This is a genomic window from Rhizobium sp. L1K21, from assembly GCF_024055895.1.
In the GTDB taxonomy this organism is placed as follows: Bacteria; Pseudomonadota; Alphaproteobacteria; order Rhizobiales; family Rhizobiaceae; genus Ensifer_A.
In genome coordinates, this window is the sequence record NZ_JAMXLE010000001.1 from 2,100,698 (window position 1) to 2,124,179 (window position 23,482).

The following is a 23,482-nucleotide window of genomic DNA, read 5'->3' on the forward strand; positions in this document are numbered from 1 at the left end:
CGTTCGCTGCGCTCCTGCGGGCGTGCGGGTGCGTCTGCTGCCCGTCGCGCAGTGTCGTGTCGAAGAGGTAGATGCGTTCCTTGGTCATTGTTTCCATTCCAGTTTTGCGGGCTTTTAGTTGTTTTCCGCATATCTGTCAGTCGCTCTGATCAGCCGGTCGAGTATGCCCGGTTCGGAATAGGCGTGGCCTGCCCCTTCAATCAGATGAAATTCCGCGCGCGGCCAGGCTTTTGAAAGCTGATAGGCATATTTGGCCGGACACGGCATGTCGTAACGTCCATGCACGATGGTGCCTTCGATGTCTTGAAGCTTATGCGCATCGCGCAGCAACTGGCCCTCTTCGAGCCAGCCCGCATGGGTGAAGAAGTGATTTTCGATGCGCGCGAAGGCGAGCGCGAAGTCATCTTCGTGGAAATGATCCGAGGTGGCGGGTTCGGGAAGAAGCGTGATCGTCTCGCCTTCCCAGATGCTCCAGGCTTTGGCGCATTTGATCTGTTCGGCCTTGTCATCACCAATCAGGCGCTTGCGGTAAGCGGCCATCAGGTCGTCCCGTTCAGCCTCCGGGATCGGGGCGATGAAACGTTCCCACTTGTCGGGAAACATTTCCGACACGCCGAACTGATAATACCAGGCGAGTTCGGCCTTTGTGAGCGTATAGACGCCACGCAGAACCAGTTCGCTGACATGTTCGGGGTGTTTTTCCGCATAGGCCAGCGCCAGCGTGGAGCCCCATGAACCACCAAAGACCAGCCATTTTTCAACGCCCATCATCTCGCGCAGGCGCTCGATATCGTCAACCAGATGCCAGGTCGTATTGTTTTCGAGATCGGCAAAGGGTTTGGAACGGCCGCAGCCGCGCTGGTCGAAGAGGATCACGTCATAGCGTGCGGGATCAAAGAGACGGCGGTGGGCGGCACCACAGCCGCCACCTGGACCGCCATGCAAAAAGACCGCCGGCTTGGCCCCCTTCGTGCCGACCCGTTCCCAATAGACTGTGTGACCGTCACCCGTATCGAGAAAGCCGGTCTCGAAAGGTTCGATCTCGGGATAGAGCGTGCGGAGCGTGTTCACGATGCGGCCTCCGGCCAGTTGTCGGTGTCATGATCGGGGTGCTGATGGTTGGTCGAGCGGATCGATTCGATGCCGCCGGAAAGATCGGAACGGTCGATCTCGTTGTTGGGCAACTCGTTGATATGCCCGAAAAAGGTGACCCGCGAGATGATGCCGTCACTGCGCTCCGGTGGAACCGCCGAAGGATCATCCAGCGTGCCAAGGGCAACGGCAATTGTGGGTGAGCCAATTGTCTTGAAGAACAAGGGCGTTCCGCAATTTTCGCAGAAACCACGTTTGACCGGATCGGAAGAGTGAAACCATTTTGGCTCACCGCGTGTGAGGGTGAATGCCTGATTCGCTGCGCTAGCAAGCGGCATGAAATAATTGCCCACCGCCTTCTGACACATGCGGCAGTGGCAGAGATGCGCACCTTCAAGCGCGCCATCAACATGGTAGCGCACCGCGCCGCATTGGCAGCCGCCGGAATAGGAAAGCTTCCTCATCCGAAAACCCCTGCCCACCAGAGCACGGCAACCGTGATGACCACCACGAGCACGCCCTTGGCAATAAGGCCGTAGAGCAGCCATTTCGGCATTTTCATATTCGGATTCGGCACATTCATGATTTGGCCTCCGGCCATTGATCGGTATCGTGATCGGGATGTTGATAGGAGATGAGGTCGGTCAGGAAGGGTGCCGCCTCCAGATCGTCTTCCGTCACGCGGGTGGGCAGCGACGGCAGTTCATCGCAATAGGCAATTTTTGCCTCCACGCCGAACTGCACCACAGGGCGCAATTGTTCGGGATGGTCGAACGCGCCGACGGCTATCGCTAGGCCATCCGGCGCATCATAATAGAGCGGCGTTCCGCAATTTCCGCAGAAACCGCGCGTGACGACGTTTGACGATTGAAAGGTCTTCGGCTCGCCGCGCGTCCACTCGAATTCAGTGCCTTTGGTATTGACGAGCGGCGCAAAGAAATTGCCGAAAGCCTTCTGGCACATGCGGCAATGACAGATGGAAATATCCTTCAGCACACCGCGCACATGAAAGCGCACCGCACCACACTGACAGCCACCGGTGTAGGTTTCCTCAGTCATGTTGGGCTCCGCTCCAGCCAGTTTTCGAGTTTCAGATCCCGAACGCGCGCGAACTCGGCGATATTGTCCGTGACCAATGTCAGGTCGAGCGCGCGGGCATGGGCGGCAATGAGAAGATCATTCGGCCCGATCGGTGTACCGGCTCGCTCCAAATCGTTGCGAATGTCCGCATAGTCGTGTGCGAATTCCAGCTCGAACGGCAGCACCGGGAAGCTGGCGATAAACCGCTCCACGCGTTCAACGAGACTTTGCGAGGCTCTTTTGGCCGCACCAAAGCGGAGTTCGCATGCGGTGACGACGCTTATGCAAATTGCCGATTGCTTTTCCATGCTGCCGCGTCTGGCAGATGCGCCGGTGGGATTACGCAGCATATCGGACACAATATTGGTATCGAGTATGAAGCGTGCACTCACAGCTTTACATCCCGCAGCGGCAAAAGACCCTCATCGACATCTGGGAAATCTTCATCCAAGGGCTCCTGTTTTGAGAGCCAATGAAAAAAGTCGCTGCCAGCGCCTTCCACAGGCTCAATGGTGATCTTGTCGCCCTCCTTGCGCATGATCACCTCATCGCCCGGAAACTCGAATTCCACAGGGATGCGGATTGCGCGATTGCGGCCGTTTTTGAAAACCTTCAAATGTCTTTCGATTCCCATTTTGTGACCTCCGGGCAAGATGGCATATGCCTAGCATATGTCATGCAGCGTCCAAACTCAATTCACCGCTTCATTTCCCATGTCGTCACCCGTTCGCCGGTTTCAGGGTCTTTGCCGTCCTTGAGCAGAATGCCCTTGGCGGCGAGATCGTCGCGGACCTTGGCGGCTTCTGTCTGATTGCCCGCTCTCAACATCTCATCACGCATTGCGATCAGTGATTCAATTCCATCCGCTAACGCTTTTGGAACATTGATTTTTTCAGGTTCGACCATAACACCTGCCTCTGTTTGGCCTGCGCGCGGGCTTGTCCCCTCTTCTCCCCCTGGGGAGAAGTGCCGAGCAAAGCGAGGCGATGAGGGGTTCCCAAGCTTGGCAATGATGAGAACCCCTCATCCGCCCTTCGGGCACCTTCTCCCCAAGGGGAGAAGAGGGAGCGTGGTTCGCCCTCACCGTTTCATCTCCCACGTCGTGGTGCGCTCGCCGGTTTCGGGGTCTTTGCCGTCCTTGAGCTGGATGCCCTTGGCAAGGAGTTCGTCGCGGATACGGTCGGCTTCGGGCCAGTTTTTAGCTTTGATATATTCGAGGCGTCGTTCGATGAGCTTTTCTATATTTTTCCTCGAGGTTTCCTCATCCACCAAGTTGAAACTTAACAAACCCGGACTGATCTCCAATATTTTTATCGACCCTCCAAACAAGCTTTCAAATGATGATGAATTTATTGGAGCATTGTTGGCATGCATAACCTTAACCTCTTCAGATACATTGCGAAACTTCTCGAAGAACGTTTCATCTTCCACATCCGGATCGAATAAATAGCTATGATCAAACAAGCTTATTTGGCTAAATTTCATTATCCCGAAGGTCCGAAGAGTATGCAGCAAAACCAAAGAGCGCCCCAGATCTCCGCTAACTTTCTTTGCAAAATCCTGTAACGCCATGATTGCTACAGGGGTGTTGAGGTCGTCCCGAAGCGATGACAGAAATCTCTGCTCAATCTCGACATTTTGTGACCGCATGAAATTCTCCGCAAACTCGTCAATGGTAATGTTGTCCTCCAAATCGCTGCTTTCTGCCGCGCTTGCGAGAAACTCCTGATAATAACCCTTCATTTCCGTAGCCAGCGAAGAAAGCGCGAGTGCAAAATCACACATGTCCTCTCGTGCTTCTTTTAGATTGACCACAGTCCAGTCAATTGGTTCCCTATAATGGCTCTTCAGCATCGCTAAGCGGACGACTGGTCCAGCCCATTTGCGGCCGCCGAATTTTTCGGTGTCCAGGAGTTCGTGAATGGTGATAAAGTTGCCCTCGGATTTGGACATCTTCTTGCCTTCCACCTGCAAAAAGCCGTTATGCATCCAGACATTGGCCATCACATCGGTGCCGTGGGCGCAGCGTGACTGGGCGATCTCGTTTTCGTGGTGGGGGAAGATCAGGTCCAGCCCGCCGCCATGAATGTCGAAGGTTTCACCCAGATAGCGCTTCGACATGGCCGAGCATTCGATATGCCAGCCGGGGCGGCCATGGATAGAGACAGGCTCGCCGCCCACCTTGAACGCGCCACTCCAGCCGGGCTCATCGGCAGCTGATTCTTTCCAGAGCACGAAATCAGACGGGTTCTTCTTGTGGGCTTCGACGGCGATGCGCGCACCGGCCTGCTGGTCTTCCTGCTTGCGCTTGGAAAGCTGGCCATAGTCTTCCATAGAAGGAACGGCAAAGAGTACCTCCCGCCCCTCACCGCCGGTCGCAACATAGGCGTTGCCATTGTCCAGCAGCTTCTGGATGATCTCGACCATCTGGCTGATGTTTTCGGTGGCGCGGGGCTGAACATTTGGCTCAAGGCAGCCAAGCGCTGCCACATCGGCGAGATATTGCTTTTCGGTCTTTTCGGTGACTTTGCGGATGGCTTCGTTCAGCGGCAGCTCGGGATAATCGCGCAGCGCACGGGCGTTGATCTTGTCGTCAACGTCGGTGATGTTGCGCACATAGGTGACGTGTTCTGCACCGTAGGTGTGGCGCAGAAGGCGGTAAAGCACATCGAAAACGATGGCAGGCCGGGCATTGCCGATATGGGCGTAATCGTAGACCGTCGGGCCGCAGACATACATGCGCACATTGTCTTTATCGCCAGGAACGAACACTTCCTTGGCGCGGGTCAGCGTGTTGTAGAATTTCAGTGTCGGCATTTCAGCCATATGACAGCTCCCAAGTGGCATTTCCCGGCTGGCCGGGCGTTTTGAGCTCTTGGGATTTGTAGAGACGAAAACGGCCAGGCCAGCGGCGAACTAGCGAATAATGATCCGGCAAATAATGCAGGTGCGCGTTTTCATGCGCGTCTTATGGCGCTCCGTGCACGCGCCGTCAAGCATTTTGCATGCGATGAAAATGTTCCCCTTTCGGGAAGGTCGCAGGATTAGCGAGGGATTTGGGAGCGCGCGCCACGAATCCGCCATGTTTAGGCATGACTTGGCGCGCCAGCAAAAACCAAACGGGACACAAGGACAATATTCATGAGCGACGCTCACCCCAAGCCGCAGGTCAAACTGGAAGAGAAATATCAGCCGCTGGGGATCAAAGCCGTTCTGGCCGCAGCGCTGATGTGCGCCAACAAGAACGAGGTCAAAAAAGAGAAGACCGAGAAGGTCGCGTGAAGGGAACAGTGGAAAACACCGGTCTCCATATCGAACTCTCAAACCGCCGCGCAAACGGCGGTTTTTTTTGCCTTATTCGCGTGTTAGCCTTTTATGCGTCAATGCTGAAACATTGAAGGGCGTAGAAGCGTTGACCAAAAGACCGGGCCACAATGGCGCGGAATGTCAATGAAGACCATAAAGGCAAGTTCTATGAGTGACAGCAAAAAAACTGCCAACGTCAAACTCGAAGACAAATACCAACCGCTGGGGTTGAAGGCCGTGAAGGCAGCCACGCAGATATCGCGTGAACGCGACGAGGCAGCCAAGCAGAAGTCTCGGAAACCGCAGCCGATGAAGGAATATCAGGACTGAGCCTCGGCGAGCCTCAAAAGAGGCTCATCTGTCCGCCGCCGGTATTACCGCCGGACCCTGACTTTGCCGCCGACTTCTTGTGGGCCGTGCGTGTGGTTTTTTCGTCAACACGCGTCTGAATTTCAGGGCCGGTATTGGAAACCTTGTTGACCAGGTCCGAGACCGGAATGATCTCGAAGACATCGTCCTGTGGCGGAACCATCAGGTCCTTGACCTGACGCGGTTCCTGATTTTTGCAATCCAGCCAGCGTGAAAAGTCCTGCTGTTCAATCACCACAGGCATGCGGTGATGTATGTGGGCAAACGAGGGCGGTGCCTCACAGGTTAGAATTGCGGCGGTGTCGACCTCTGAGCCATCGGCAGACGACCAGGTTTCCATGAGGCCTGCGAAGGCAACGATCTTGCCGTGTCGTGGTTTCACCCAATAGGCCTGTGACTTTTCTCCGCTTTCCTTGGGCGGGCGGTGCCATTCGTAAAAACCTGAAGCCGGTATCAGAACCCTTCGGTGGCGCATGGCCGCGCGAAAGGAGGCCTTTTCAATGGCCGTTTCGGCCCGCGCATTGATGAGCAGCGGAAAGTCCTTCGGGTACTTGACCCAGCCGGGGATGAAACCCCAGCGCACAAGCACGGCCTTGCGATTGGGCAGGTTGGAACCGGGCGCATTGCCCTCGCCTTCGACGATCACGATGATCGGCTGGGTCGGGGCCACATTGAAGCGGGCCGGAAAATCCTCAATCATGGCGATTGAGAAAAACTCCAGCAATTCATCCGGCGTCATCGTGATGGCAAAGCGTCCACACATTCTCTTGTCTTGCCATTTGGCCGGTGGCGCGGTCAATAATACCTGTCATGGAATCACGAGCACTGCCAGCCGCATCCGCCATCTTACGCAGCAAGGGGCGCTATCTTCTCGTTTGCCGGAAAAACCCGCCGGCACAGAATATGTATGCCTTTCCCGGCGGGCGGGTTGAACCGGGAGAAAGCCTGGCAGAAGCGGCCATTCGTGAATGCGAAGAGGAAACGGGCATCAGGGGGTATAATCCGCGCCTGTTTGCCGTTTACGATCTGCCAGACGCTCAGCGTCCTTACACGCTTTCGGTGTTTCTTCTCGATTGCGATGAAGATGCCGTGCCGGTTGCAGCTGATGATGCTTCGGATGCAGGCTGGTTTACCGCAGCGGAGGCCCTGGAGATTGCCTGCCCGGAAAGCGTTCGCCAAAGCATCGCACGGCTGGAGAATTCCGATTGATGGCACTTGCACAATGTCTTCGTTTGGGATTTCTAGAGTGCATGAAGAGACGCTTTGCCGCCATTGCCTTTTTGATGTTCGCCCTGCCTGCATTCGCACAGGAGGCCCCGCCTGCCGAACCCAAGCCGGTGCCCTATGACGGGGAGTTGGTGAAGCTGGCCGAAAAACTCGGCGCGCTGCATTTCCTGCGCAATCTCTGCTCCGCGGCGCCTGAAAATGAATGGCGGGCGCTGATGGATGAACTGTTGCAGACAGAGACGGCCAGCGAGCCGGAGCGGCGCGCCAAGCTGACGGCGGCCTTCAATCGGGGATATCGTTCATTTGCCGCGGTTCACAATACATGCACTGTCGAAACGCGCGAAATCGCTGAGAAATACCGTGTCGAAGGCGCAACACTTGCCGCTGAAATCACCGCAAGATTTGGGAATTAGTGATTTATTTACCTCTTTTTTCTTGAGGCGGTGTCGTTTTGGGAAAACCCTGATACAGTCATTAAGGAAGCGGTAAGAAATGCCGGTTGTCGAGAATCGGGTTTGGAGTGCGAAAATGATGGACCAGAGCCTCAACGATATTGATGAGATGATCGTTCAGGAAAAAATGCAAGCGGCGCTGGAATATCAGAACGAAGCCTGGGCCGATGGCATGGCTGACGGTATTGAACCGGAGATCATTGCCGACGCTGCGCTGGCTCTGGTGATGCGTGAGACGATTCGCATTCACGGCGAAGATGGCGCAGAAGAGATGCTGGAAAATCTGCGTGAGCGGATGCTGGCCGGTGAATTTTCGCCCCACCGCATTATTCAATAAGCTCAAGAAGAGTTTAGACCATGCATACGGCGCTCGAATTGCCGAAGCGGACGCGTTTTTTAGCCGGCTCAGCCACTTTTGCCGCAATGATTGCCCTCACACTTCTTCCAGCATCGGCGTTTGCCTTGTCGCAGCTTCCGTCAGCAGAGGAAGCACCAGCGGTGGAAACGACCGCCCCGGAGGCGCCCGTGACACCGCCTTCGCAAGAGGGAACGGCCGCTGAAGAAGAGGTTCTCCCGCCTGAAAAGAGCGACACGCTGATCGAGAAAGTCGCACCGCTGGTTGATTCGCTCACCGGCAAAGACAATGGCGATATTTCCCACGACCTGACCGCCCTGCCGGAACCGGTGGCGCGCATGCGCCAGCTGATCCTTGATGCGGCTGCCAAAGGTGATCTGAAAGCGGTTGCGGCGCTGATGAACCCCGGCCCTGACCAAACATCAATCGGCGCTGATGATTCGGGCAATGATCTTGCCACTGCGCTGAAGGATATGTCAGGCGATTCGCGGGGCATGGAAATCCTGGCGATCATGATGGATGTTCTCAGCACCGGTTACGCACGCGTTGGACAGGGCGAGGAGGAAACCTATGTCTGGCCCTATTTCGTGCGCGCAAATATTGCCGAGCTCACCCCAGCCGAAGAGGTGGAACTGATGCGGATCGTCACGGCCGGCGATTACGCGAACATGCTGGAATTTGGCGGTTACAATTTCTATCGCATTGGTATTTCGCCGGATGGACGGTGGCGTTTCTTCCTGGCGGGTGATTGATCGCAGCTTGCTGCGAAGCTCGAACTTGCTCCGGGGCTTGATAGTGATTACCTGTTCATCGTGTGAATCACGAACCAACCCAGGATGACCCATGCCTTCCGCCTTCCTGCCGGACCGCAGCCATTTCGCAATCAGTGGCCATGATGCAGACGCATTTCTGCAGAACCTGATCACCACCGATATTGAGGGGCTTGCTGCGGGCAACGCTGCACCGGGGGCGCTGTTGACGCCGCAAGGCAAGATCATGTTCTTTTTCATGGTGAGCCGCGCGGCAGATGGCGGCTTTTTTATCGAAACACCGTCAGACGGTGCAGATGCGCTCACAAAACGGCTCACCATGTACAAGATGCGGGCGAAGGTGGAGATCGGAGCTCCGGAAGCCGTCGGCACAAGCCTTTACTGGGATGAAGCGGCACCCGAAGGCGCAAATAATGATATCCGGTTTGAGAAGGCTGGCCGCTCGCTCTTCAGGGCAAAGGGTCAAGGAGGGTCTGGTGACCTTGCTGAATACGATGCCTTGCGCGTTGATGCGGCTGTTTTGGAGCCGGCGGCTGACTTCGCGCTCGGTGAGGTATTTCCCCACGATGTGCTCTTGGACAAGAATGGTGGCGTTTCCTTCAAGAAGGGCTGCTATGTGGGGCAGGAAGTGGTGTCGCGCATGCAGCACCGCTCCACCGCGCGTCGCAGGCCCGTGAAGGTGGAAGCCGAGAATGCGCTGCCACCGGCAGAGACCCCGATCACTATTGACGGCAAACCGATTGGTGCGTTGGGAACCGTCGCGGGCAAGGCTGGGCTTGCCATCGTGCGGATCGACAAGGCGGGTGCTGCAATTGCAGCCGGCTCACCGATCCAGGCGGATGATGTCACAGTCAGGCTTTCGCTGCCGGAATGGACCGGCCTGTCCTTCCCGCAGGTTGAAGACGGAGAGTAGGCCTATGGCGGCAGTGAAGGAGATTCGCGCCTGGCAAAGGATGCTTTCCGGGCGCAGGCTTGATCTTCTCGACCCCTCACCGCTTGATGTGGAGCTGTCGGATATTGCCCATGGGCTGGCGCGTGTTGCCCGCTGGAACGGGCAGACATTCGGCGATCACGCTTTTTCCGTTGCGCAGCATTCGCTTGTCGTGGAGGAAATCTTTCGGCGCTTGAACCCTGCTGCGACGGCGGATGATCTGGCCATGGCACTGCTGCACGATGCGCCCGAATATGTGATCGGGGACATGATATCGCCCTTCAAGGCGGTGGTTGGCGGCGGGTACAAATCCGTCGAGCGGCGTTTGGAAGCGGCCATTCATCTGGCTTTCCGGCTGCCGCCACACCCTTCCAAAGCGCTGAAGGACGCCATCAAGAAGGCCGACAGGGTTTCGGCCTATTTTGAAGCCACGCTGCTTGCCGGTTTTACGGTCGAGGAAGCTCGCAAGTTTTTCGGCCAGCCGCGGGGCATAACAGCCGATATGCTGCTGATGACGCCGCTGACGGTGACGGAAGCGCAGGCGCTTTTTGTTGCGCGCTTTCAAACCATAGACGATATGCGCAAAGGGTGACGACATGCCCGTGATTGCCGTTTCCTCTCTTTCCATGATTGCCGAAACTGCCGTGCGGCTGAAATCGCGCGAGATGATTTCGCTGCTGAGCGAAGGTCAGCACTTTCACCGGCCCGCCGTGATCAGTGCTGCGCGCCACCTGCTTCTCGGCGTCAACGATATTTCAGATGAGCAGGACGGGCTGATTGCGCCGCAGGAACTGCATGTTCGCAAGATCATCGATTTTGCGCGGGAGTGGGATCAAGGTTCGCCTCTTCTGGTGCATTGCTGGTTTGGCGTTTCGCGCTCGCCAGCGGCAGCCCTGATCGCGGCGCTGGCGGTGAAACCAGAACTCGATGATCTGGATCTGGCGCAGGTTCTGAGAAAAGCCTCGCCGCAGGCAAGCCCCAATACGCGGCTGATTGCCATTGGCGATCAGTTGCTCGGTCGCGGCGGCAAATTGATACAGGCCGCGCAAGCCATCAACCGCGGGGTGGAATACGAGGGCGAGAAACCGTTCAGCTTCACGTTCTGATTTGTCGACTGTCACACCTGATTGGTGATCCAGCGGCACTGATATGGTGCGAAGGTAATATCGCTTGAAAACTCGCGGATCGGCTCATCCGACAGCAGGTCGATCCAAGCGTCACCACCGATCAGGTTCAGTGAAATTGAAGGAACGACCACCTCTTCATTGGTGAGGTTGTGGATCGCGAATATGCTTTGCGAACGGTCCATGCTTTGCCGCCAGAAGCCAAAGAGCTTTTCCCCCAACTGCAAGGTGAACTGTGTGGCGTTGGGGTGAAAAGCGTGCTGGCGGGTGCGGATCTTGATGCGGCGCTTCATTTCGGCAAGTGTTCGGGCGTGGCGATTGTCGCCCTCTTCCAGCAGCGTGCGCAATTCGGGATAGTTCCAGCGATAACGGTTGATCGCGCGGTTATAGCCGTGTTTCTCGACGCCCTCGACATCGTTGTGGGTCGCCAGCAGCGAGTGAACGTAGAAAGCCGGAATGCCCTCGAGCCCCATGGCAATTGTCTGGCTGCAGAGGAAGCGTTCGGCGTTATACTCATCTTCGCCGGCGACCGTTCCCTTCAGCGCGTCATAGAGCGAAACATTCATCTCATAGGGTTTAACGCCGCCATCGGCGAGTTTTCGCATGGAAACCAGACCGCCGAATCGCTGCACCGTGTTGATCATCTCCGATAGATCATCATCGGGGATGAGGCCCTCGGCGGGGCGCAAGCCAATGCCATCATGCGAGGCGGTGAAGTTGAAATAGGCGCATCCCATCTGTGCGGGGGGCATGGCCATCTGCCAGGCGTTGAGAAAGCGCGACGTTCCATTCAAGAGCGCATGCAGAAGCAAAGGCGGCAGCGAGAAATTGTAGATCGCATGGGCTTCGTTGCGATTGCCGAAATAGGAAAGATTTTCCACATTCGGGACGTTGGTTTCTGTAATCAGAATGATCGGCTCTTCGGCATAGTCGGCCAGGAGACGCATCAGCCTGACGATCTCGTGGGTCTGGCGCAGGTGAATGCAATTGGTGCCGATCTCCTTCCAGACGAACGCCACAGCATCGAGCCGGATCGTGCGCACACCGCGGTCCACATGGAAACGCATGATGCGCAGGAATTCGAAGAGCACCTCCGGATTGGAGAAGTCGAAATCCACCTGATCATGGCTGAACGTGCACCAGACATGTTTGGTGCCGTCTGCCGTTTCCACCTCGCGCAGCAGCGGATGCGCGCGCGGCCGGACGACATGGCTCAAATCATCGTCGGGCGAGGCTTCGAAGTAGAATTTATTATAAGGCTCGTGGCCCTGCAGATATTCGCTGAACCAGGTGCTCTGGCTGGAACCGTGGTTGAGTACCAGATCGGACATGAGGCGGAATTCGCTGGAGATGCGGGTTATGTCTTCCCAATCGCCCAGGAGCCCGTTGATGGCTCGATAATCGGTGACGGCAAAACCGTCATCGGAGGTGAACGGAAAATAGGGAAGGATGTGAACGCCGTTGATAGTGCCTTTCAGATAATCGCAGAGAAAGTCGTTCAGGAGGTCGAGCGGCTTATGTTCGCCGTCGATAAAAGTTCCGCCATAGGTGATGACGTAAGTGTCCTTTTCGCTCCAGAGCGAATTGGTCGGCGCCCTGCCGCGGCGCCTCGGGCGCAGCCCCTCCGGCCAGAAAGCACGCAGAACACTATTGAGCAGCGTTTTCTGATCGTGATCGGGATAGATGGAGGCAATCAGCGCCTGCAGGCTTTCGCGCAGGCTTGGCGAGAATTGTTCCAGAGTGGCAGCGTCGTTCGTAACGACTTCGGTGGACGTATCTTGCATCCCGCAAACGTTAGCACGGAGTGTGTGAATGGCAAGAAAAAATGCATATATTTCCGACGCCTAAATATTGAGCGTCGGAAATATGTCACGCCGTGGCCGGCGTTTTACCTTCGATATGAACACGGATGGCGCGGCGTGCAGCTTCAGCATTTTCAAAACGCGTGCCGTCGAGATCGATGACCGGGAATTTGACCGCGATGAATTTCATCGCATCCCCATCCGGGACAACGATACCGACCGGTACGCCGGCGTGTTCAATGACCTGCTTATTCATAACGTCCTCCCGCAGCGGTTGCTGCATGGCCCTTTAAACTCAATTTTCAAATTACAAATTGATGCGCGTCACATCTGACAAATTCGGCGACAATGTCGCCAGGACGCTCGGGACATGACTGATGAACGCCAGTTAGGTGTAGCGTGATATTGCAAAACGAACATCTTACTTTCCTTTCCTCTGGCAAACCGGCCAGCGCCGGCGTCGACCCAATTTCGATAAAGCCATTCCTTCATCAGCCCGCGTTCATAGTTAGGTGAGCCGCGGCGGGACGTCAATGTTGAGCTCGATTTTTTTAGAAAATTATTATTCAAGAGCCACAGAATTTTCACAGTTCTGCAAAAAATTCTTCATCAAATTTCTCTAGCGAGAATTTGAATCTATCACGCCTTCGTCACAATTGTTGCGCCGCAGCAGTCTTTGTGCTGCTGCGAAGCGCCTTAAGCTGGCTGCGGAAGGCCAACGCTTTCCTCACGGATGGGCCAGTGCACGGCAGCAGCGAAGAGACCGAGTGCGACACCCAGCCACCAGACTTCATCGAACGAGCCAAAGCGGTCATACAAGAAGCCACCCAGCCATACACCCAGGAATGAGCCGATCTGGTGGGAGAAAAAGACGATCCCGCTCAGCAGCCCAAGGTTGCGGGTGCCGAACATAACGGCCACGAGACCGTTTGTCGGTGGCACTGTGGAGAGCCACAGCAAACCCATGACAATGGAGAAGATGATGACGCTGGCCGGGCTCTGCGGCAGCAACAGGAACAGCGTGACGGCAATCGAACGACCGATATAGATAAAGGACAACAGCTTGGCTTTCGGCTGCCGCTGACCGATGAAGCCGGAGGCCAGCGAGCCGATGATGTTGAAAAGACCGATAAAGGTCAGCGCAATCACCGCAAAGGAGACATCAATACCGATATCGGCGAGATAGGCCGGGAAATGGGCGGTGATGAAAGCGACCTGAAAACCGCAGACAAAGAAACCGGTGAACAAGAGAACGTAGCTTCTGTGGCCGAATGCCTGATTCAATACTTTGCCCATGCTCTGCTTATAGGCATTGTCCTGACCGCCTTCGCTTGCTCCGTTGCCACGCAGGAAAAAGCTCAGAAGTGGAATGAGCAGCATAATCGCTGCCATGATCGTAAGCGAATGCCGCCAGTCGAGCGTGCTGATGAGGGCTTGCGACAATGGTGCGAAGACGAAGGTGCCGGCTGAGCCTGCCGCCGTGCCGATGCCAAAGGCAAGCGAACGCTGCTCGGCGGAGACGTAACGCGAAAACGCGGTGAGTACGATAGAGAAGGATGCCGATGCGACGCCCAGCCCGATCAAGATCCCGCCGCCGATATTGAGCCAGAGGATGCTGGAGGTCCAGGTCATCATCAACAGACCGCTGGCATAGAGAATGCCTGACAGGACAAGAACGCGCGCCGTGCCATAACGGTCAGCAATTGCGCCGAAAAACGGCTGTCCCATGCCCCATACCAGGTTCTGCAAAGCCATTGCGAGACCGAAATCGGCGCGTCCCCAGCCGGTATCGTTGAGGATGGGAAGCTGGAAGAAGCCCATGGCCGAGCGCGGCCCCATGGACAGAAGCAGGATCAAAGATCCGACGGCAACGACAATCCAGGCTTTCGAATTTTGTGTGGTGGTTTGCGCGTGCATCGATTCTCGTCTCCCCTGCAGTTGGAAGACGAGGTTAGCCAATCGCTTCAATAAGACAAATTGAATTTATTGAAGCGTTCCAGCAGAGATTTTGATCAATGGCTCAGCGCTGCTTCAATGGCCAGCCTTCAGCCCGCTCTTCGACAACGGTTACCTGGTCACCCACATTCAGCTCCACCTGACCGCGCGGAACGGCGTTCCAGCCGAAGATGGGTCCGGGTGCGCGCTTGTCGGTCGAAAAGCGCATGTGCCGCAGGGCCGGCAATGGGTCGGGTCCACCGCGCTCCCCGGTCATCTGATCCTGCGTGGTCATGATGCAGCGCTCGCAGGGTTTGACGATATCGAGACGAACACCGTTGATCTCGATCGCCGCCCAGCGGTCTTCGGCCCAGGGCTCGTGAGTATCGACAACGATGTTGGGACGGAATCTCTCCATGCCTACAGGGGCTTGGCCCTGGCTTTCAATATATTGATTCAGCGCTTTCAGTGATGCGGTGGTGGTGACAAGCACCGCGTAACCGTCGGCAAATCCGACATCTGCACCCTCGCCTGCCCATTCGGGGCTTGAATATCGTTCGCTCTCTGCATCGGCAAAGACAAATTTCACCTCCCGGCCAAGCCAGGCGGACAGACGCGCATTGACGCTTTCAGGGGCCACACTTGCATTGACGATGGAGCGCCAGATGGCAACGTCCATACGTTCGCCACGCGGCGGCACAACCATGATTTCCTCATCGCCCTTGCGCAGCAACAGATAAGCGCCCTGTGGTAGCGCCTGTATCTGGGCCAAGGCCTGGCATTCGCGCTGTGTGATGAAATGGCCGTTCGCATCGGTGATCATGAAGCGGCGGTCGCCAAGAAGGCCGGAGGGTGTGAGCAGGCTACGGGCCATGCGGATGCCCCGCATGCTCTTGACGGGATAAGTGTGAAGGCTTTCGACTTTCATCCGCTGACTTCCTCCAGGAACTGGTTGCGAAATTCTTCGAGACGGCGATGGCGCTCGGCGGCCAGTTTGCGCCCCGTTGCCGTTTGAAACCCATCGGCCAGCTTGAAAAGCTTGATGGGGAAATGGTCGATGGCAAAGTTCTTGTCGTCCAGTGGGCGGGCATCACCCGCCGGATCGGCAATGTCGTGCAGGCCGGAATTCATACGCCCGCCAATGTAGAAGCAGCGCGCAACGCCGATCGCGCCTATAGCGTCAAGCCGATCCGCATCCTGCAGGATCTTTGCCTCAAGCGTTTCCGGCGGCAGATTGGCGGAAAAACTGTGTGTGGTGACGGCATGCGCCACTGCCGCAATCTTCTCTTCCGGCCAGTTCAGCGATTTCAGAATGCCACTTGCCTTTTCTGCCGCCAGACGCGAGGCCTGCGCACGGTGTGGCGAATTCTTTTCCACCGCCACACAATCGTGCAGAAGCGTTGCGGCAGCCAGAACCTCTCTATCGCCGCCCTCTTCGGCCTGGATGCGCATGGCGTTTTTGAAGACGCGCAGAATATGCGCCAGATCGTGCGATCCGTCGTCGCTTTCGCAAGCAAATGGAATCAGTTGCGCGGCAAGCTTTTCGTGAGGTGTGAAAGCGGCGGAGAGGTTTGTCACTTGCGATTCCCTGTTGTCGGGCATAACGGGTATCGCCTCGTGAACGATGGAGCAAGCGGCTGATTGTCTCTACCGGGCCGCGCATCCTTCAAGCCACACGTCCATCAGGCCATTCGGTTTGCAATTACCGGCGACCAGACGCTCTATTCTTGCCACCCGCTCTTCAAGTTCTGGATCGGGCTGGAAGAGATCATAATTGGCCGGTGCAATCATCACGGCCACGAGACGCAGGAATTCGTGGTCAGAAAGTTCCGAAACCGGTTTGCCATAGACCTCTTCACTCGCGTTGAAGAAGCCGGTCATCCAGCCGTCCGGACCGCGGCCCATTTCGACCGTCTCGAGAAAGAGCGCCAGAATTTGGTCTTTCAAGAGGCCCTGTTCGAGACCCAGCGCATAGGTGCTCTGACGCAATTTCCGAATGCCCGGCTTGAAGCCATCGAATGCAAGCCGTTTGGCAAGCGACTGCGTGATGGTCGTGAGACCCGCGCCGAGGCTTGAAAGATCAATGCCGCCGTGGTCGTAAAAGCCGGGATCCTCAACTTTCAGAAGTTCTTCCAGCCGTCCCGTGCCCAGCTGTTTTGGCCCATAACCGGCGGCGATAAGATTGTCAGCGCGCTTTGCCAACAGGTCCGAATCGCGCAAGCCGTCGACAAAGCCCTTGCCGCCATAAATGACCAACAGGAACAGGCAAAGCCCGAGGGCGAGCCCGATGAGCTTGAGGAAATATTGCATGGATGCCCCCGGTTTTCTGGATGTTCATGGAACCGTTCAATGGCCAAAATGTGAACGCACCCCTGCGAACTGGTCAGAGGATTTCCGACTTATGATCGTCTCAGATTTTCGATGGGAAAAATGGCGCAGGTTTCGGTGCCGTGGGCCAGCAGCTTGCCGTTTTTGTCCTTCAGTTGCGCCTCCGACGTTGCCAGCGTGCGGCCGCGGTGTACCAGTCGGCTCTCGCAATACACCTCGCCCATTCCGGGCATAAGGGGACGAACGAGGTTTATCTTGAACTCAGCCGTCGTGTAGCCTTCACCCGGTTTCAGCGTGGTCATGACGGCGCAGGCGAGCGCTGAGTCCATGATCGTCGCCACCCAGCCGCCATGGATGGAGCCCAGTGGATTGAGGTGTTCCTTCATCGGCATGCCCTTGAAGACCACACGTCCCTCTTCCGCTTCCGACAGGATGAAATGCATGGTCTGCGATATCGGCGGTGCGGGCTGTTCACCGGCAATCATGTCGCGAAGCACTTTCAGGCCGCCATCACGCGCCACAGCCTCCAAAGGCACAATTCCGATGCTCTCCGCACCGACTCCCGGATAGATTTCGATCGCCATTGGGATCTCCAGAAATGTTCAATCTTGTACTTTTGCAGCCATTAAGACCTTGATTGCCGCATCGCGCAAGCCTGCTCTTGCATCGGCCATTTTCAAGCCGCGCGGCTCGTAGACATGGCGCTCGAGAAAATAGCCGGTCATGGCAAAGGCGTCGGCAATGGTTTCACCGGTGGCGGCCTTGTTGTGCTCGGGGCTCAGAAAGGCTGGAAGCTTCAGCATCTTGTCGGCGTAGGGTTCACCTGCCACTCGGCTGACCGCGCGGCCTGTTTTTGGCGAAACATAGATGAGGTCAGCCTTGGTGCCTGTTGCAGCACAGCGGGCCAGATCAAGCCCGAAACCCAAGTCGTTGAGCATGGCAACCTCGAAGCGGACATAGAGCTCGCAGGCATCCACCGGCGTATCGAAATTGTCGAGAATCACGTTCAGCGTTTCATAAAGATGGATATGCGGGTCGCGCTCGGGCAGAAGGCGCAGGAGCGCAGCAAGCGCCTGGACCCCATAAACGGAGACCGCGCTTTCCATCAGGCCAGCCGCGCGGGATCTGAGCGGCTCGATCTTATAATCGCCCAGATGCTCTTCCAGTCGTGCTCGCCAGGTAAGTTCCACAAGATTGCCCGGCTGCAGAACCGGCTGCATCGCGCGCGAGCGGCCAGAGCGCACCAGCCCCAAATGGCGACCATGACCACGCGTCATCACCTCGGCAATCACGGAATTCTCCCCATGCCGCCGCGTCCCCAGAATCACACCTTCATCGGTCCATTGCATGGGGTGGTTATAACGCGCGGACCAGGGTGTGGGTAGAGTCGTATTCTGACAGCCGCCAAAGACCTATGCTGGGTGGGTGCAGCAGCAGGGTCAAGAAAACCGGAGACCAAGATTTCGGCCTCCGTTTTCATCATTTCTGCGAATGCGTATTATCCATGCGGTTCAGATATTCACAATATTCGTGACGGTTTCGCGAAAGTAGTCGAGCATTCCGTTTGTCTCATGCGAGATGATATATGTCAGGCTCGTGACATCGCGTTGCCTTTCGCCGTAGAAAAACCGCTGGTTAAAGCAGGTCAGATGCCAGCCGTCCCCCAGCACGACGCTGTCTATGCCGAGAGCCTCTGTGCCCTTCGGAAACACCTCCTGCCCCAAGCGCCCGACCACGGCCATAAGGCCTTCGCGCGATTTGGCTTGCTGCCAGCTTGTGTCCGCTTCATCGCGAAAGTGATCGATGCGGAAGTCGATGTCGCTCGATATCAGTTCGAAGAGCGAGGGATCGCCGGCAGCGAACCTCGTGAGAACCTGGCCAATGGCCGTATCCTGCGGTTTGGTGTGGGGAAATTGCATGATCAAAACTCCTCTGGTTGATGTCTAGAGCTATCTAAGGGGAGTGAATTGATGAGGAAATTGCTATATACCTTATCTATGGTATAGGTATTTCCTATGATTGAACTGAACACACTTCGCTATTTTACCAGCGCCTTTGAAACCGGCACATTCAGCCAGGCTGCGCGCGCAAATGGTGTTAGCCAGCCGACGGTCTCGGCTGCTATCCAAAAGCTCGAAGAAAAGCTGAGAGCACCGCTTTTCCAGCGGTCAAAATCCGGTTTGACGCCCACACCGCTGGCACGGCGACTGTACCATGACGCAGAGCGGAGCGTGACACATCTGTCTTCACTGGAAGCTCGACTGCGGGCAGAACCGCAGAAGACTGCGCGCGTTCACTGCGCTCCTGACATTCTGATCAGTAGCATTGCGCCGGGTTTGAGCAGTCTCCGCCGGTCTTTCGGTGCGCTGATTTTCAGCTTTACGGATATTCCCCAAGACAGCGACATCGCCTTTCTGTCAGACACGTGTGTTCCCCAGGGTCACGATTTCATTCCACTTGCCGACGAACCATTCGGCATTGCCCTTGCAGTTAACCACGTACTTGCCGACAGGGCGGGATTGCGGCTCGCCGAGCTTGGGGACCATGCGATGATCCACCGACCTTATTGCCCGAATGCAGATCGGATGGAGCTTGGCTTCCCCCAAATATCAGCCGCAGCTCAAGCGATGAATGACACACAATTGCTGGACCTTGTTGCCGCCGGACTGGGGATCGCCTTTGTGCCGCAGTCCCATTCCAAGGGCCGTGATGACATTATCGTTCTGCCGCTTCTGGACGCCGATGCCGGCACGCGCAAGGTGGGCATTTCGCACCGCAAATCCGCCTTTGCAAAAGAACTGGCCGAACGGCTCATCTAGTTTCTTTCTGGCATCGAACTAGAGCAGCTTCGTTGGCGGCGAGGAGCTGATGGTGGCGGCTTCGTAGCCGTTTGAAATTTGCGCATTGATGATCTTGCAGCCGGCAGAGGGCAGTCCCTTCACAGGCCAGAAGTGCGCAAACGAATCCAGGCTGGAACGCGCGCTCGCCTAAGGTCCATTCACCAATCCCAAAATCAACTGATGCACGTTGCCGCCCTCTTGCATCTCTACCTGTTCAAAAGCCTGGTTGCGGGCCTTGTAGCGGTCGAAGGCGGCCTTGATGGGGACCTGGATGGTTTGGCGGATTTTCTGGCAGGTGGGATCGTCCGGTTGGCGGAAGCCGAGGGTCGCCTCATGGATTTCTTCGGCCATTTCGGTGACATAGCGACCGTGAACGGCCTCGTGAGCACGGATGCCCTTGATGAAGTGCTCCCACCGCGCGCGAAGGTCGGGGGGTAGCGTCTCGGACGGTTTCGGGAAGGTGTAGGTGATGGTCAGGAAGGGGCGAATGACGGACAAAACGCAATCGTTGCCTTCGGCTTTGTAGTCGCGGCCCCATTTGAGGTCGAAATTGGTCGTGGCAATCGCGCCTGAAGCCCCGTCGCGCACGCGCGGCCCATGCGCGCCGATCGCTTCGTACAGGGCAATGCCCGTGGTTCCCGGGATGGAATAGGTTTTCTCAACCACCTTTGCCTTGATTTCAGCCTGTGCCGGCAAGGCGATAAGCAAGAGACTGACGAAAGAACAAAGATATCTGAAAAGGCACATTGCCGGACCCATTCCCAGCGAGAGGAAGTCCGGATGAAATTTCACAGAGCCACTCGCCATCATTTTACCAATTCATTCAGGAGCATCTCAAGGTTAGGCAAGACCGCGCGAGCTGGCAAGCTGCCAGAGCGCTTCCGGTGAAAACAGAATCACCTGAAGCGCTCTATCTCTTTGTTTTTGCCGCATTGTCCGACGCCGAAGCGAACATTCTTGGGAAATGCTCTTGAACACAGCGAACCAATGCCGTTTTGGAAGGTGCTTCTTTCCATGCGGCCTGCGTATGCGCAGAGTTTGTCCGTTGCAGGGCAGAATTTCTCCTGGATGAAATCCCCGTGTCACCAGCGAAATGTTACGAACCGGATGAATAATAAAATTACTATAAATTAATAATTGAATTTTAATAGTTTCAATGAGCAGCCTCGTCTTCTGGACCTTCATTCAGAAGACTCAGGCGCGTCATTTGGGGGGCCATCATGAATTTAACGATTTCAAGAAGCCTCAGTGTGTTCGGCGTGGCCGTCGCAGTGAGCATGCTTGGCGCGTTTGGAATACAGCTTTTCACATTGCAGGAACTGAAGGTCAACGGAGCTGAATATCGTGAGATCGTTTATGGCAAGGATCTTGTTGCAGATATCCTGCCGCCGCCGCTTTACTTGATTGAAGCCTACGCCCTCGCCAATGAGGCCATGCTCCACGAGGAGCTTGCCAAGGCCAATACCGAAAAACTTCAACAGTTGCGCAAGGACTATGAGGAGCGCAAAGCATATTGGCCGACGACCGGCCTCAGCGCTGCCTTGCAGGAGGAACTGCAGACCAAGGTTCTGCCACCGGGCGACGCGTTCTGGCAGACAATCGACACGAAGGTCGTTCCAGCTTTTTCCTCCTCTGATGAAACCACGCGGCTGGATGCGATGAATATGCTCAAGGCCATCTTCTGGAAGCATGACGCGGCTGTGGATAAGCTCGTCAACAATGCCAATGCATTTTTGGCCGCTGCCGAAGAGCATGCAGCCAAGATGGAAAGAAGCCTGCTGACTGTGGCACTTGTTGCAACCGTGCTTGCGCTTTTCATTCTCCTTGCGGGCCTCGCTTTCTTCCGCCGCAAAGCCATCAAACCCATTGGCGCAATGGCGGACTATATGGTCGAGCTTGCGAGCGGCAACGTCGAAAAAGATGTACCCTTTGCCGGTCGTTCCGATGAAGTCGGCGGCATGGCGGCAGCCGTTTCTGTTTTCCGCGAAAGCCTGATCGAGGGTAGTCAGGCACGCAGCCGGGAAGAACGGGCGCGCGAAACAGAAGCCGCCAGAGAGGCGGCGATCGCAAACCAAAAAGCTGCTGAAGAGGCCGAGCGTCGGGAGGTTATCCGGCAGCTTTCACAGGGGCTCAACAAACTGGCGGAAGGCGACCTTACGCATCGCATAGCCGAACCCTTTACGCAGCAATATGAAATGCTGCGCGCCGCCTTCAACGACAGTCTTGAAAAGTTGAACGCCACCTTTGCAGATGTCGCAGACACCACCGCTACGGTGCGCAGCGATGCAGCGGGAATTACCGGCGCAACGGAAAAACTCTCCAAACGCACAGAGGCGCAGGCCGCCACTCTGGAGCAGACCGCCGCAGCACTCGAACAAATCACAACCACAGTTCGCAACACAACCGGACTGGCGAGCGAAGCAAACACGATGATGCTCGCCACCAAAGAAGGGGCAGAAAACTCCGCCGCAGTCGTCCAAAATGCCATTGAGGCGATGCAGCAAATTGCGGGTTCTTCGCAAAAGATCAGCCAGATTATCGGCGTTATTGACGAAATCGCGTTTCAGACCAACCTTTTGGCTCTCAACGCAGGTGTTGAGGCAGCCCGCGCCGGAGAGGCCGGCAAGGGCTTTGCCGTTGTTGCGCAGGAAGTGCGTGAACTTGCCCAGCGTTCAGCCAACGCCGCCAAGGAAATCAAGGTGTTGATTGAAACGTCAGGCTCTCAGGTTTCCTCCGGAGTGGCGCTTGTCAATCAAACCGGCAAGTCGCTTGGCGAAATCGATGAAAAAGTCCGGCAGGTCACTGATATTATTGCAAACATCATGACCGGGACGCGCGAGCAGAATACGGCGCTGAGCGAAATTCATGAAGCCGTCTGCCGCATGGATCAGGTGACGCAACAGAATGCCGGCATGGCTGAGGAAACCAATGCATCGAGCCAAAGCATGAACAGTCAAGCTGAACATCTCCAACGCCTGATTAAGCAGTTTACCGTGGCGCGCACGCCGCTTGCGCTCACAAGATCATCAGAGGCTGCTCCGTTGCCAAAAATGGCATTCGGCTAAGCGTTATAAAGCGACTTCACCGGCTGGAGGTTTGAGGCAAGGCTCCATAAAACTGGTATCAATCCTTCTCGAGGGGCAATGGAGGAAGAACGGGAATAATCGCGGCTGCGACTGCCACCATTAAGATCAACGGACCGTAGGAAAGGATAACGTTTCTCAAGGTTGCTGCCTTGAAAACCTTGAACAAGCGTTCAGCCTTCGCTCCGCTCCCAAATGCTTTTGCAGTGGCCGGGCTCTCAAATGACAGCTTGCCCTCGAGAAGGTCCAGTTCCAGTAAGTCAGACGAAAGATAGCGTTCAACCTCTCTCGAACGCAGTATGAAAATACGCTGGAACGATTTGAAAACCGCATCGATAAGCCACAACAGAATCAGAGGACCGATAGACAAATAGCAAACAATATCGTCGCGATGTGTATATGCGAAAGCCACTGCAGCGGTCGCCACAGCGACCGCCCACCCTCGAATTATGAAGATAATGGTTTCAAGGCGGGCTATGTTGCCGTGGCAATGATCCCATTCCTTGATGACGATTTCGAGCTTCAACTTCGCGAATTCAAGCGCTTTTCCTTGGGTTGTTGGGTCCATGACAGCACAGCCTGCGTCTCGCGGATTGATATTCAAGACAATCGTAGCGTGAGTTTTTGGTTTTTCAACCTAAGAGGCTACCTTATAGGCCTGTCAGCAATTTCAAGGAAAACTATTAACAATGATCGAGTCGGTTCGGTCTCTTAAGGAGACTTTGGACTTGGCCAAGCGGCTCCAGTTTGCCCTACTCAAATGAACAGGTTCTTATAGGTCGCGGTGA

The 23,482-nt window shown here is 55.9% G+C and carries 32 protein-coding genes; 11 read left to right on the forward strand and 21 right to left on the reverse strand.

The window, feature by feature from the left end; genetic code table 11:
- Positions 1–114: 114 nt before the first annotated feature.
- From pip to cysS, 8 genes are all read right to left on the reverse strand, one after another.
- Positions 115–1,074 carry a prolyl aminopeptidase gene (gene pip, locus NHF56_RS10085; protein ID WP_252804942.1) on the reverse strand — a complete coding sequence of 320 codons (960 nt, stop codon included), beginning with the start codon at positions 1,072–1,074 and terminating at the stop codon, positions 115–117.
- Complete coding sequence (locus tag NHF56_RS10090; protein ID WP_252803932.1) at positions 1,068–1,556, reverse strand: GFA family protein; 489 nt, start codon at positions 1,554–1,556, stop codon at positions 1,068–1,070. Before NHF56_RS10090 ends, pip begins: the two co-directional genes overlap by 7 nt.
- Complete coding sequence (locus tag NHF56_RS20885) at positions 1,553–1,675, reverse strand: hypothetical protein (RefSeq protein WP_256995393.1); 123 nt, start codon at positions 1,673–1,675, stop codon at positions 1,553–1,555. Before NHF56_RS20885 ends, NHF56_RS10090 begins: the two co-directional genes overlap by 4 nt.
- Positions 1,672–2,151, reverse strand: a complete 480-nt coding sequence (locus tag NHF56_RS10095; RefSeq protein WP_252803934.1) for a GFA family protein — start codon at positions 2,149–2,151, stop codon at positions 1,672–1,674. The genes NHF56_RS20885 and NHF56_RS10095 overlap by 4 nt, the downstream gene beginning before the upstream one ends.
- Positions 2,148–2,564: a PIN domain-containing protein gene (locus NHF56_RS10100; protein ID WP_252803936.1), complete on the reverse strand. Its 417-nt coding sequence runs from the start codon at positions 2,562–2,564 to the stop codon at positions 2,148–2,150. The genes NHF56_RS10095 and NHF56_RS10100 overlap by 4 nt, the downstream gene beginning before the upstream one ends.
- Positions 2,561–2,806, reverse strand: coding sequence for an antitoxin (locus NHF56_RS10105; RefSeq protein WP_252803938.1), 246 nt, complete (start codon positions 2,804–2,806; stop codon positions 2,561–2,563). Before NHF56_RS10105 ends, NHF56_RS10100 begins: the two co-directional genes overlap by 4 nt.
- Positions 2,807–2,868: 62 nt before the next feature.
- The gene (locus tag NHF56_RS10110) at positions 2,869–3,078 is read right to left on the reverse strand and encodes a hypothetical protein (protein ID WP_373456272.1); all 210 of its coding nucleotides are present in this window, start codon (positions 3,076–3,078) and stop codon (positions 2,869–2,871) included.
- Positions 3,079–3,252: 174 nt separating this feature from the next.
- On the reverse strand, positions 3,253–4,989 hold the full coding sequence (cysS, locus tag NHF56_RS10115) for a cysteine--tRNA ligase (RefSeq protein WP_252804944.1): 1,737 nt from the start codon (positions 4,987–4,989) through the stop codon (positions 3,253–3,255).
- A 324-nt stretch (positions 4,990–5,313) separates the two neighbouring features.
- Here cysS and NHF56_RS10120 point away from each other — a divergent pair, with 324 nt between their 5' ends.
- Together NHF56_RS10120 and NHF56_RS10125 are read left to right on the forward strand one after the other, a co-directional pair.
- Complete coding sequence (locus NHF56_RS10120; protein WP_252803939.1) at positions 5,314–5,454, forward strand: hypothetical protein; 141 nt, start codon at positions 5,314–5,316, stop codon at positions 5,452–5,454.
- A gap of 192 nt (positions 5,455–5,646) precedes the next feature.
- Positions 5,647–5,808, forward strand: a complete 162-nt coding sequence (locus NHF56_RS10125; protein WP_252803941.1) for a hypothetical protein — start codon at positions 5,647–5,649, stop codon at positions 5,806–5,808.
- Positions 5,809–5,821: 13 nt separating this feature from the next.
- Here NHF56_RS10125 and NHF56_RS10130 read toward each other — a convergent pair whose 3' ends face one another.
- Positions 5,822–6,610: an SOS response-associated peptidase gene (locus NHF56_RS10130; RefSeq protein WP_252803943.1), complete on the reverse strand. Its 789-nt coding sequence runs from the start codon at positions 6,608–6,610 to the stop codon at positions 5,822–5,824.
- 47 nt (positions 6,611–6,657) lie between these two features.
- On the opposite strand from NHF56_RS10130, the gene NHF56_RS10135 reads away from it, so the two are divergent.
- The 7 genes from NHF56_RS10135 (at position 6,658) to NHF56_RS10165 (ending at position 10,688) form a co-directional block, all read left to right on the forward strand.
- A complete protein-coding gene (locus tag NHF56_RS10135) occupies positions 6,658–7,056 on the forward strand; it encodes an NUDIX hydrolase (protein WP_256995394.1) in 399 nt (132 codons plus the stop codon).
- Positions 7,057–7,097: 41 nt separating this feature from the next.
- The gene (locus NHF56_RS10140) at positions 7,098–7,487 is read left to right on the forward strand and encodes a TIGR02301 family protein (RefSeq protein ID WP_252803945.1); all 390 of its coding nucleotides are present in this window, start codon (positions 7,098–7,100) and stop codon (positions 7,485–7,487) included.
- 118 nt (positions 7,488–7,605) lie between these two features.
- Positions 7,606–7,863, forward strand: coding sequence for a hypothetical protein (locus NHF56_RS10145; RefSeq protein WP_252804945.1), 258 nt, complete (start codon positions 7,606–7,608; stop codon positions 7,861–7,863).
- Between the two features lie 20 nt (positions 7,864–7,883).
- Positions 7,884–8,633 carry a hypothetical protein gene (locus NHF56_RS10150; protein ID WP_252803947.1) on the forward strand — a complete coding sequence of 250 codons (750 nt, stop codon included), beginning with the start codon at positions 7,884–7,886 and terminating at the stop codon, positions 8,631–8,633.
- 91 nt (positions 8,634–8,724) lie between these two features.
- Positions 8,725–9,564 carry a folate-binding protein YgfZ gene (locus NHF56_RS10155; protein ID WP_252803949.1) on the forward strand — a complete coding sequence of 280 codons (840 nt, stop codon included), beginning with the start codon at positions 8,725–8,727 and terminating at the stop codon, positions 9,562–9,564.
- Between the two features lie 4 nt (positions 9,565–9,568).
- Positions 9,569–10,174 (forward strand): YfbR-like 5'-deoxynucleotidase, encoded by a 606-nt coding sequence (locus tag NHF56_RS10160; protein WP_252803950.1) that lies wholly within the window; start codon positions 9,569–9,571, stop codon positions 10,172–10,174.
- 4 nt (positions 10,175–10,178) lie between these two features.
- Positions 10,179–10,688 (forward strand): tyrosine phosphatase family protein, encoded by a 510-nt coding sequence (locus tag NHF56_RS10165; RefSeq protein WP_252803952.1) that lies wholly within the window; start codon positions 10,179–10,181, stop codon positions 10,686–10,688.
- An 11-nt stretch (positions 10,689–10,699) separates the two neighbouring features.
- On the opposite strand, the gene NHF56_RS10170 is transcribed toward NHF56_RS10165, so the two are convergent.
- The 9 genes from NHF56_RS10170 to NHF56_RS10210 all read right to left on the reverse strand — a co-directional run bounded on the left by NHF56_RS10170 (position 10,700) and on the right by NHF56_RS10210 (position 18,690).
- Positions 10,700–12,490: a sugar phosphorylase gene (locus NHF56_RS10170; RefSeq protein ID WP_252803954.1), complete on the reverse strand. Its 1,791-nt coding sequence runs from the start codon at positions 12,488–12,490 to the stop codon at positions 10,700–10,702.
- Positions 12,491–12,575: 85 nt separating this feature from the next.
- Complete coding sequence (locus NHF56_RS10175) at positions 12,576–12,764, reverse strand: hypothetical protein (protein WP_252803956.1); 189 nt, start codon at positions 12,762–12,764, stop codon at positions 12,576–12,578.
- 440 nt (positions 12,765–13,204) lie between these two features.
- Complete coding sequence (locus NHF56_RS10180) at positions 13,205–14,425, reverse strand: MFS transporter (protein ID WP_252803958.1); 1,221 nt, start codon at positions 14,423–14,425, stop codon at positions 13,205–13,207.
- Positions 14,426–14,528: 103 nt separating this feature from the next.
- Complete coding sequence (locus NHF56_RS10185; protein ID WP_252803960.1) at positions 14,529–15,371, reverse strand: MOSC domain-containing protein; 843 nt, start codon at positions 15,369–15,371, stop codon at positions 14,529–14,531.
- A complete protein-coding gene (locus tag NHF56_RS10190) occupies positions 15,368–16,021 on the reverse strand; it encodes an HD domain-containing protein (RefSeq protein WP_252803962.1) in 654 nt (217 codons plus the stop codon). Before NHF56_RS10190 ends, NHF56_RS10185 begins: the two co-directional genes overlap by 4 nt.
- Before the next feature lie 69 nt (positions 16,022–16,090).
- A complete protein-coding gene (locus NHF56_RS10195; protein ID WP_252803964.1) occupies positions 16,091–16,753 on the reverse strand; it encodes a transglycosylase domain-containing protein in 663 nt (220 codons plus the stop codon).
- Between the two features lie 89 nt (positions 16,754–16,842).
- Positions 16,843–17,355, reverse strand: coding sequence for a PaaI family thioesterase (locus NHF56_RS10200; RefSeq protein WP_252803967.1), 513 nt, complete (start codon positions 17,353–17,355; stop codon positions 16,843–16,845).
- An 18-nt stretch (positions 17,356–17,373) separates the two neighbouring features.
- Positions 17,374–18,120 carry a DNA repair protein RecO gene (gene recO, locus NHF56_RS10205; RefSeq protein WP_252803969.1) on the reverse strand — a complete coding sequence of 249 codons (747 nt, stop codon included), beginning with the start codon at positions 18,118–18,120 and terminating at the stop codon, positions 17,374–17,376.
- Between the two features lie 162 nt (positions 18,121–18,282).
- Positions 18,283–18,690 carry a hypothetical protein gene (locus NHF56_RS10210; RefSeq protein WP_252803971.1) on the reverse strand — a complete coding sequence of 136 codons (408 nt, stop codon included), beginning with the start codon at positions 18,688–18,690 and terminating at the stop codon, positions 18,283–18,285.
- Positions 18,691–18,786: 96 nt separating this feature from the next.
- On the opposite strand from NHF56_RS10210, the gene NHF56_RS10215 reads away from it, so the two are divergent.
- Positions 18,787–19,590, forward strand: coding sequence for a LysR family transcriptional regulator (locus tag NHF56_RS10215; protein WP_252803973.1), 804 nt, complete (start codon positions 18,787–18,789; stop codon positions 19,588–19,590).
- 168 nt (positions 19,591–19,758) lie between these two features.
- On the opposite strand, the gene NHF56_RS10220 is transcribed toward NHF56_RS10215, so the two are convergent.
- Both NHF56_RS10220 and NHF56_RS10225 read right to left on the reverse strand, forming a co-directional pair.
- A complete protein-coding gene (locus tag NHF56_RS10220) occupies positions 19,759–20,421 on the reverse strand; it encodes a DUF922 domain-containing Zn-dependent protease (RefSeq protein WP_252803976.1) in 663 nt (220 codons plus the stop codon).
- A 30-nt stretch (positions 20,422–20,451) separates the two neighbouring features.
- Positions 20,452–20,796: a hypothetical protein gene (locus NHF56_RS10225; RefSeq protein ID WP_252803978.1), complete on the reverse strand. Its 345-nt coding sequence runs from the start codon at positions 20,794–20,796 to the stop codon at positions 20,452–20,454.
- 35 nt (positions 20,797–20,831) lie between these two features.
- On the opposite strand from NHF56_RS10225, the gene NHF56_RS10230 reads away from it, so the two are divergent.
- Entirely contained in the window at positions 20,832–22,676 is a 1,845-nt protein-coding gene (locus NHF56_RS10230) for a methyl-accepting chemotaxis protein (RefSeq protein ID WP_252803980.1), read from the forward strand.
- 58 nt (positions 22,677–22,734) lie between these two features.
- Here the strand turns inward: NHF56_RS10230 and NHF56_RS10235 are convergent, their stop codons facing one another.
- Positions 22,735–23,262: a hypothetical protein gene (locus tag NHF56_RS10235; RefSeq protein WP_252803982.1), complete on the reverse strand. Its 528-nt coding sequence runs from the start codon at positions 23,260–23,262 to the stop codon at positions 22,735–22,737.
- Between the last annotated feature and the right edge of the window lie 220 nt (positions 23,263–23,482).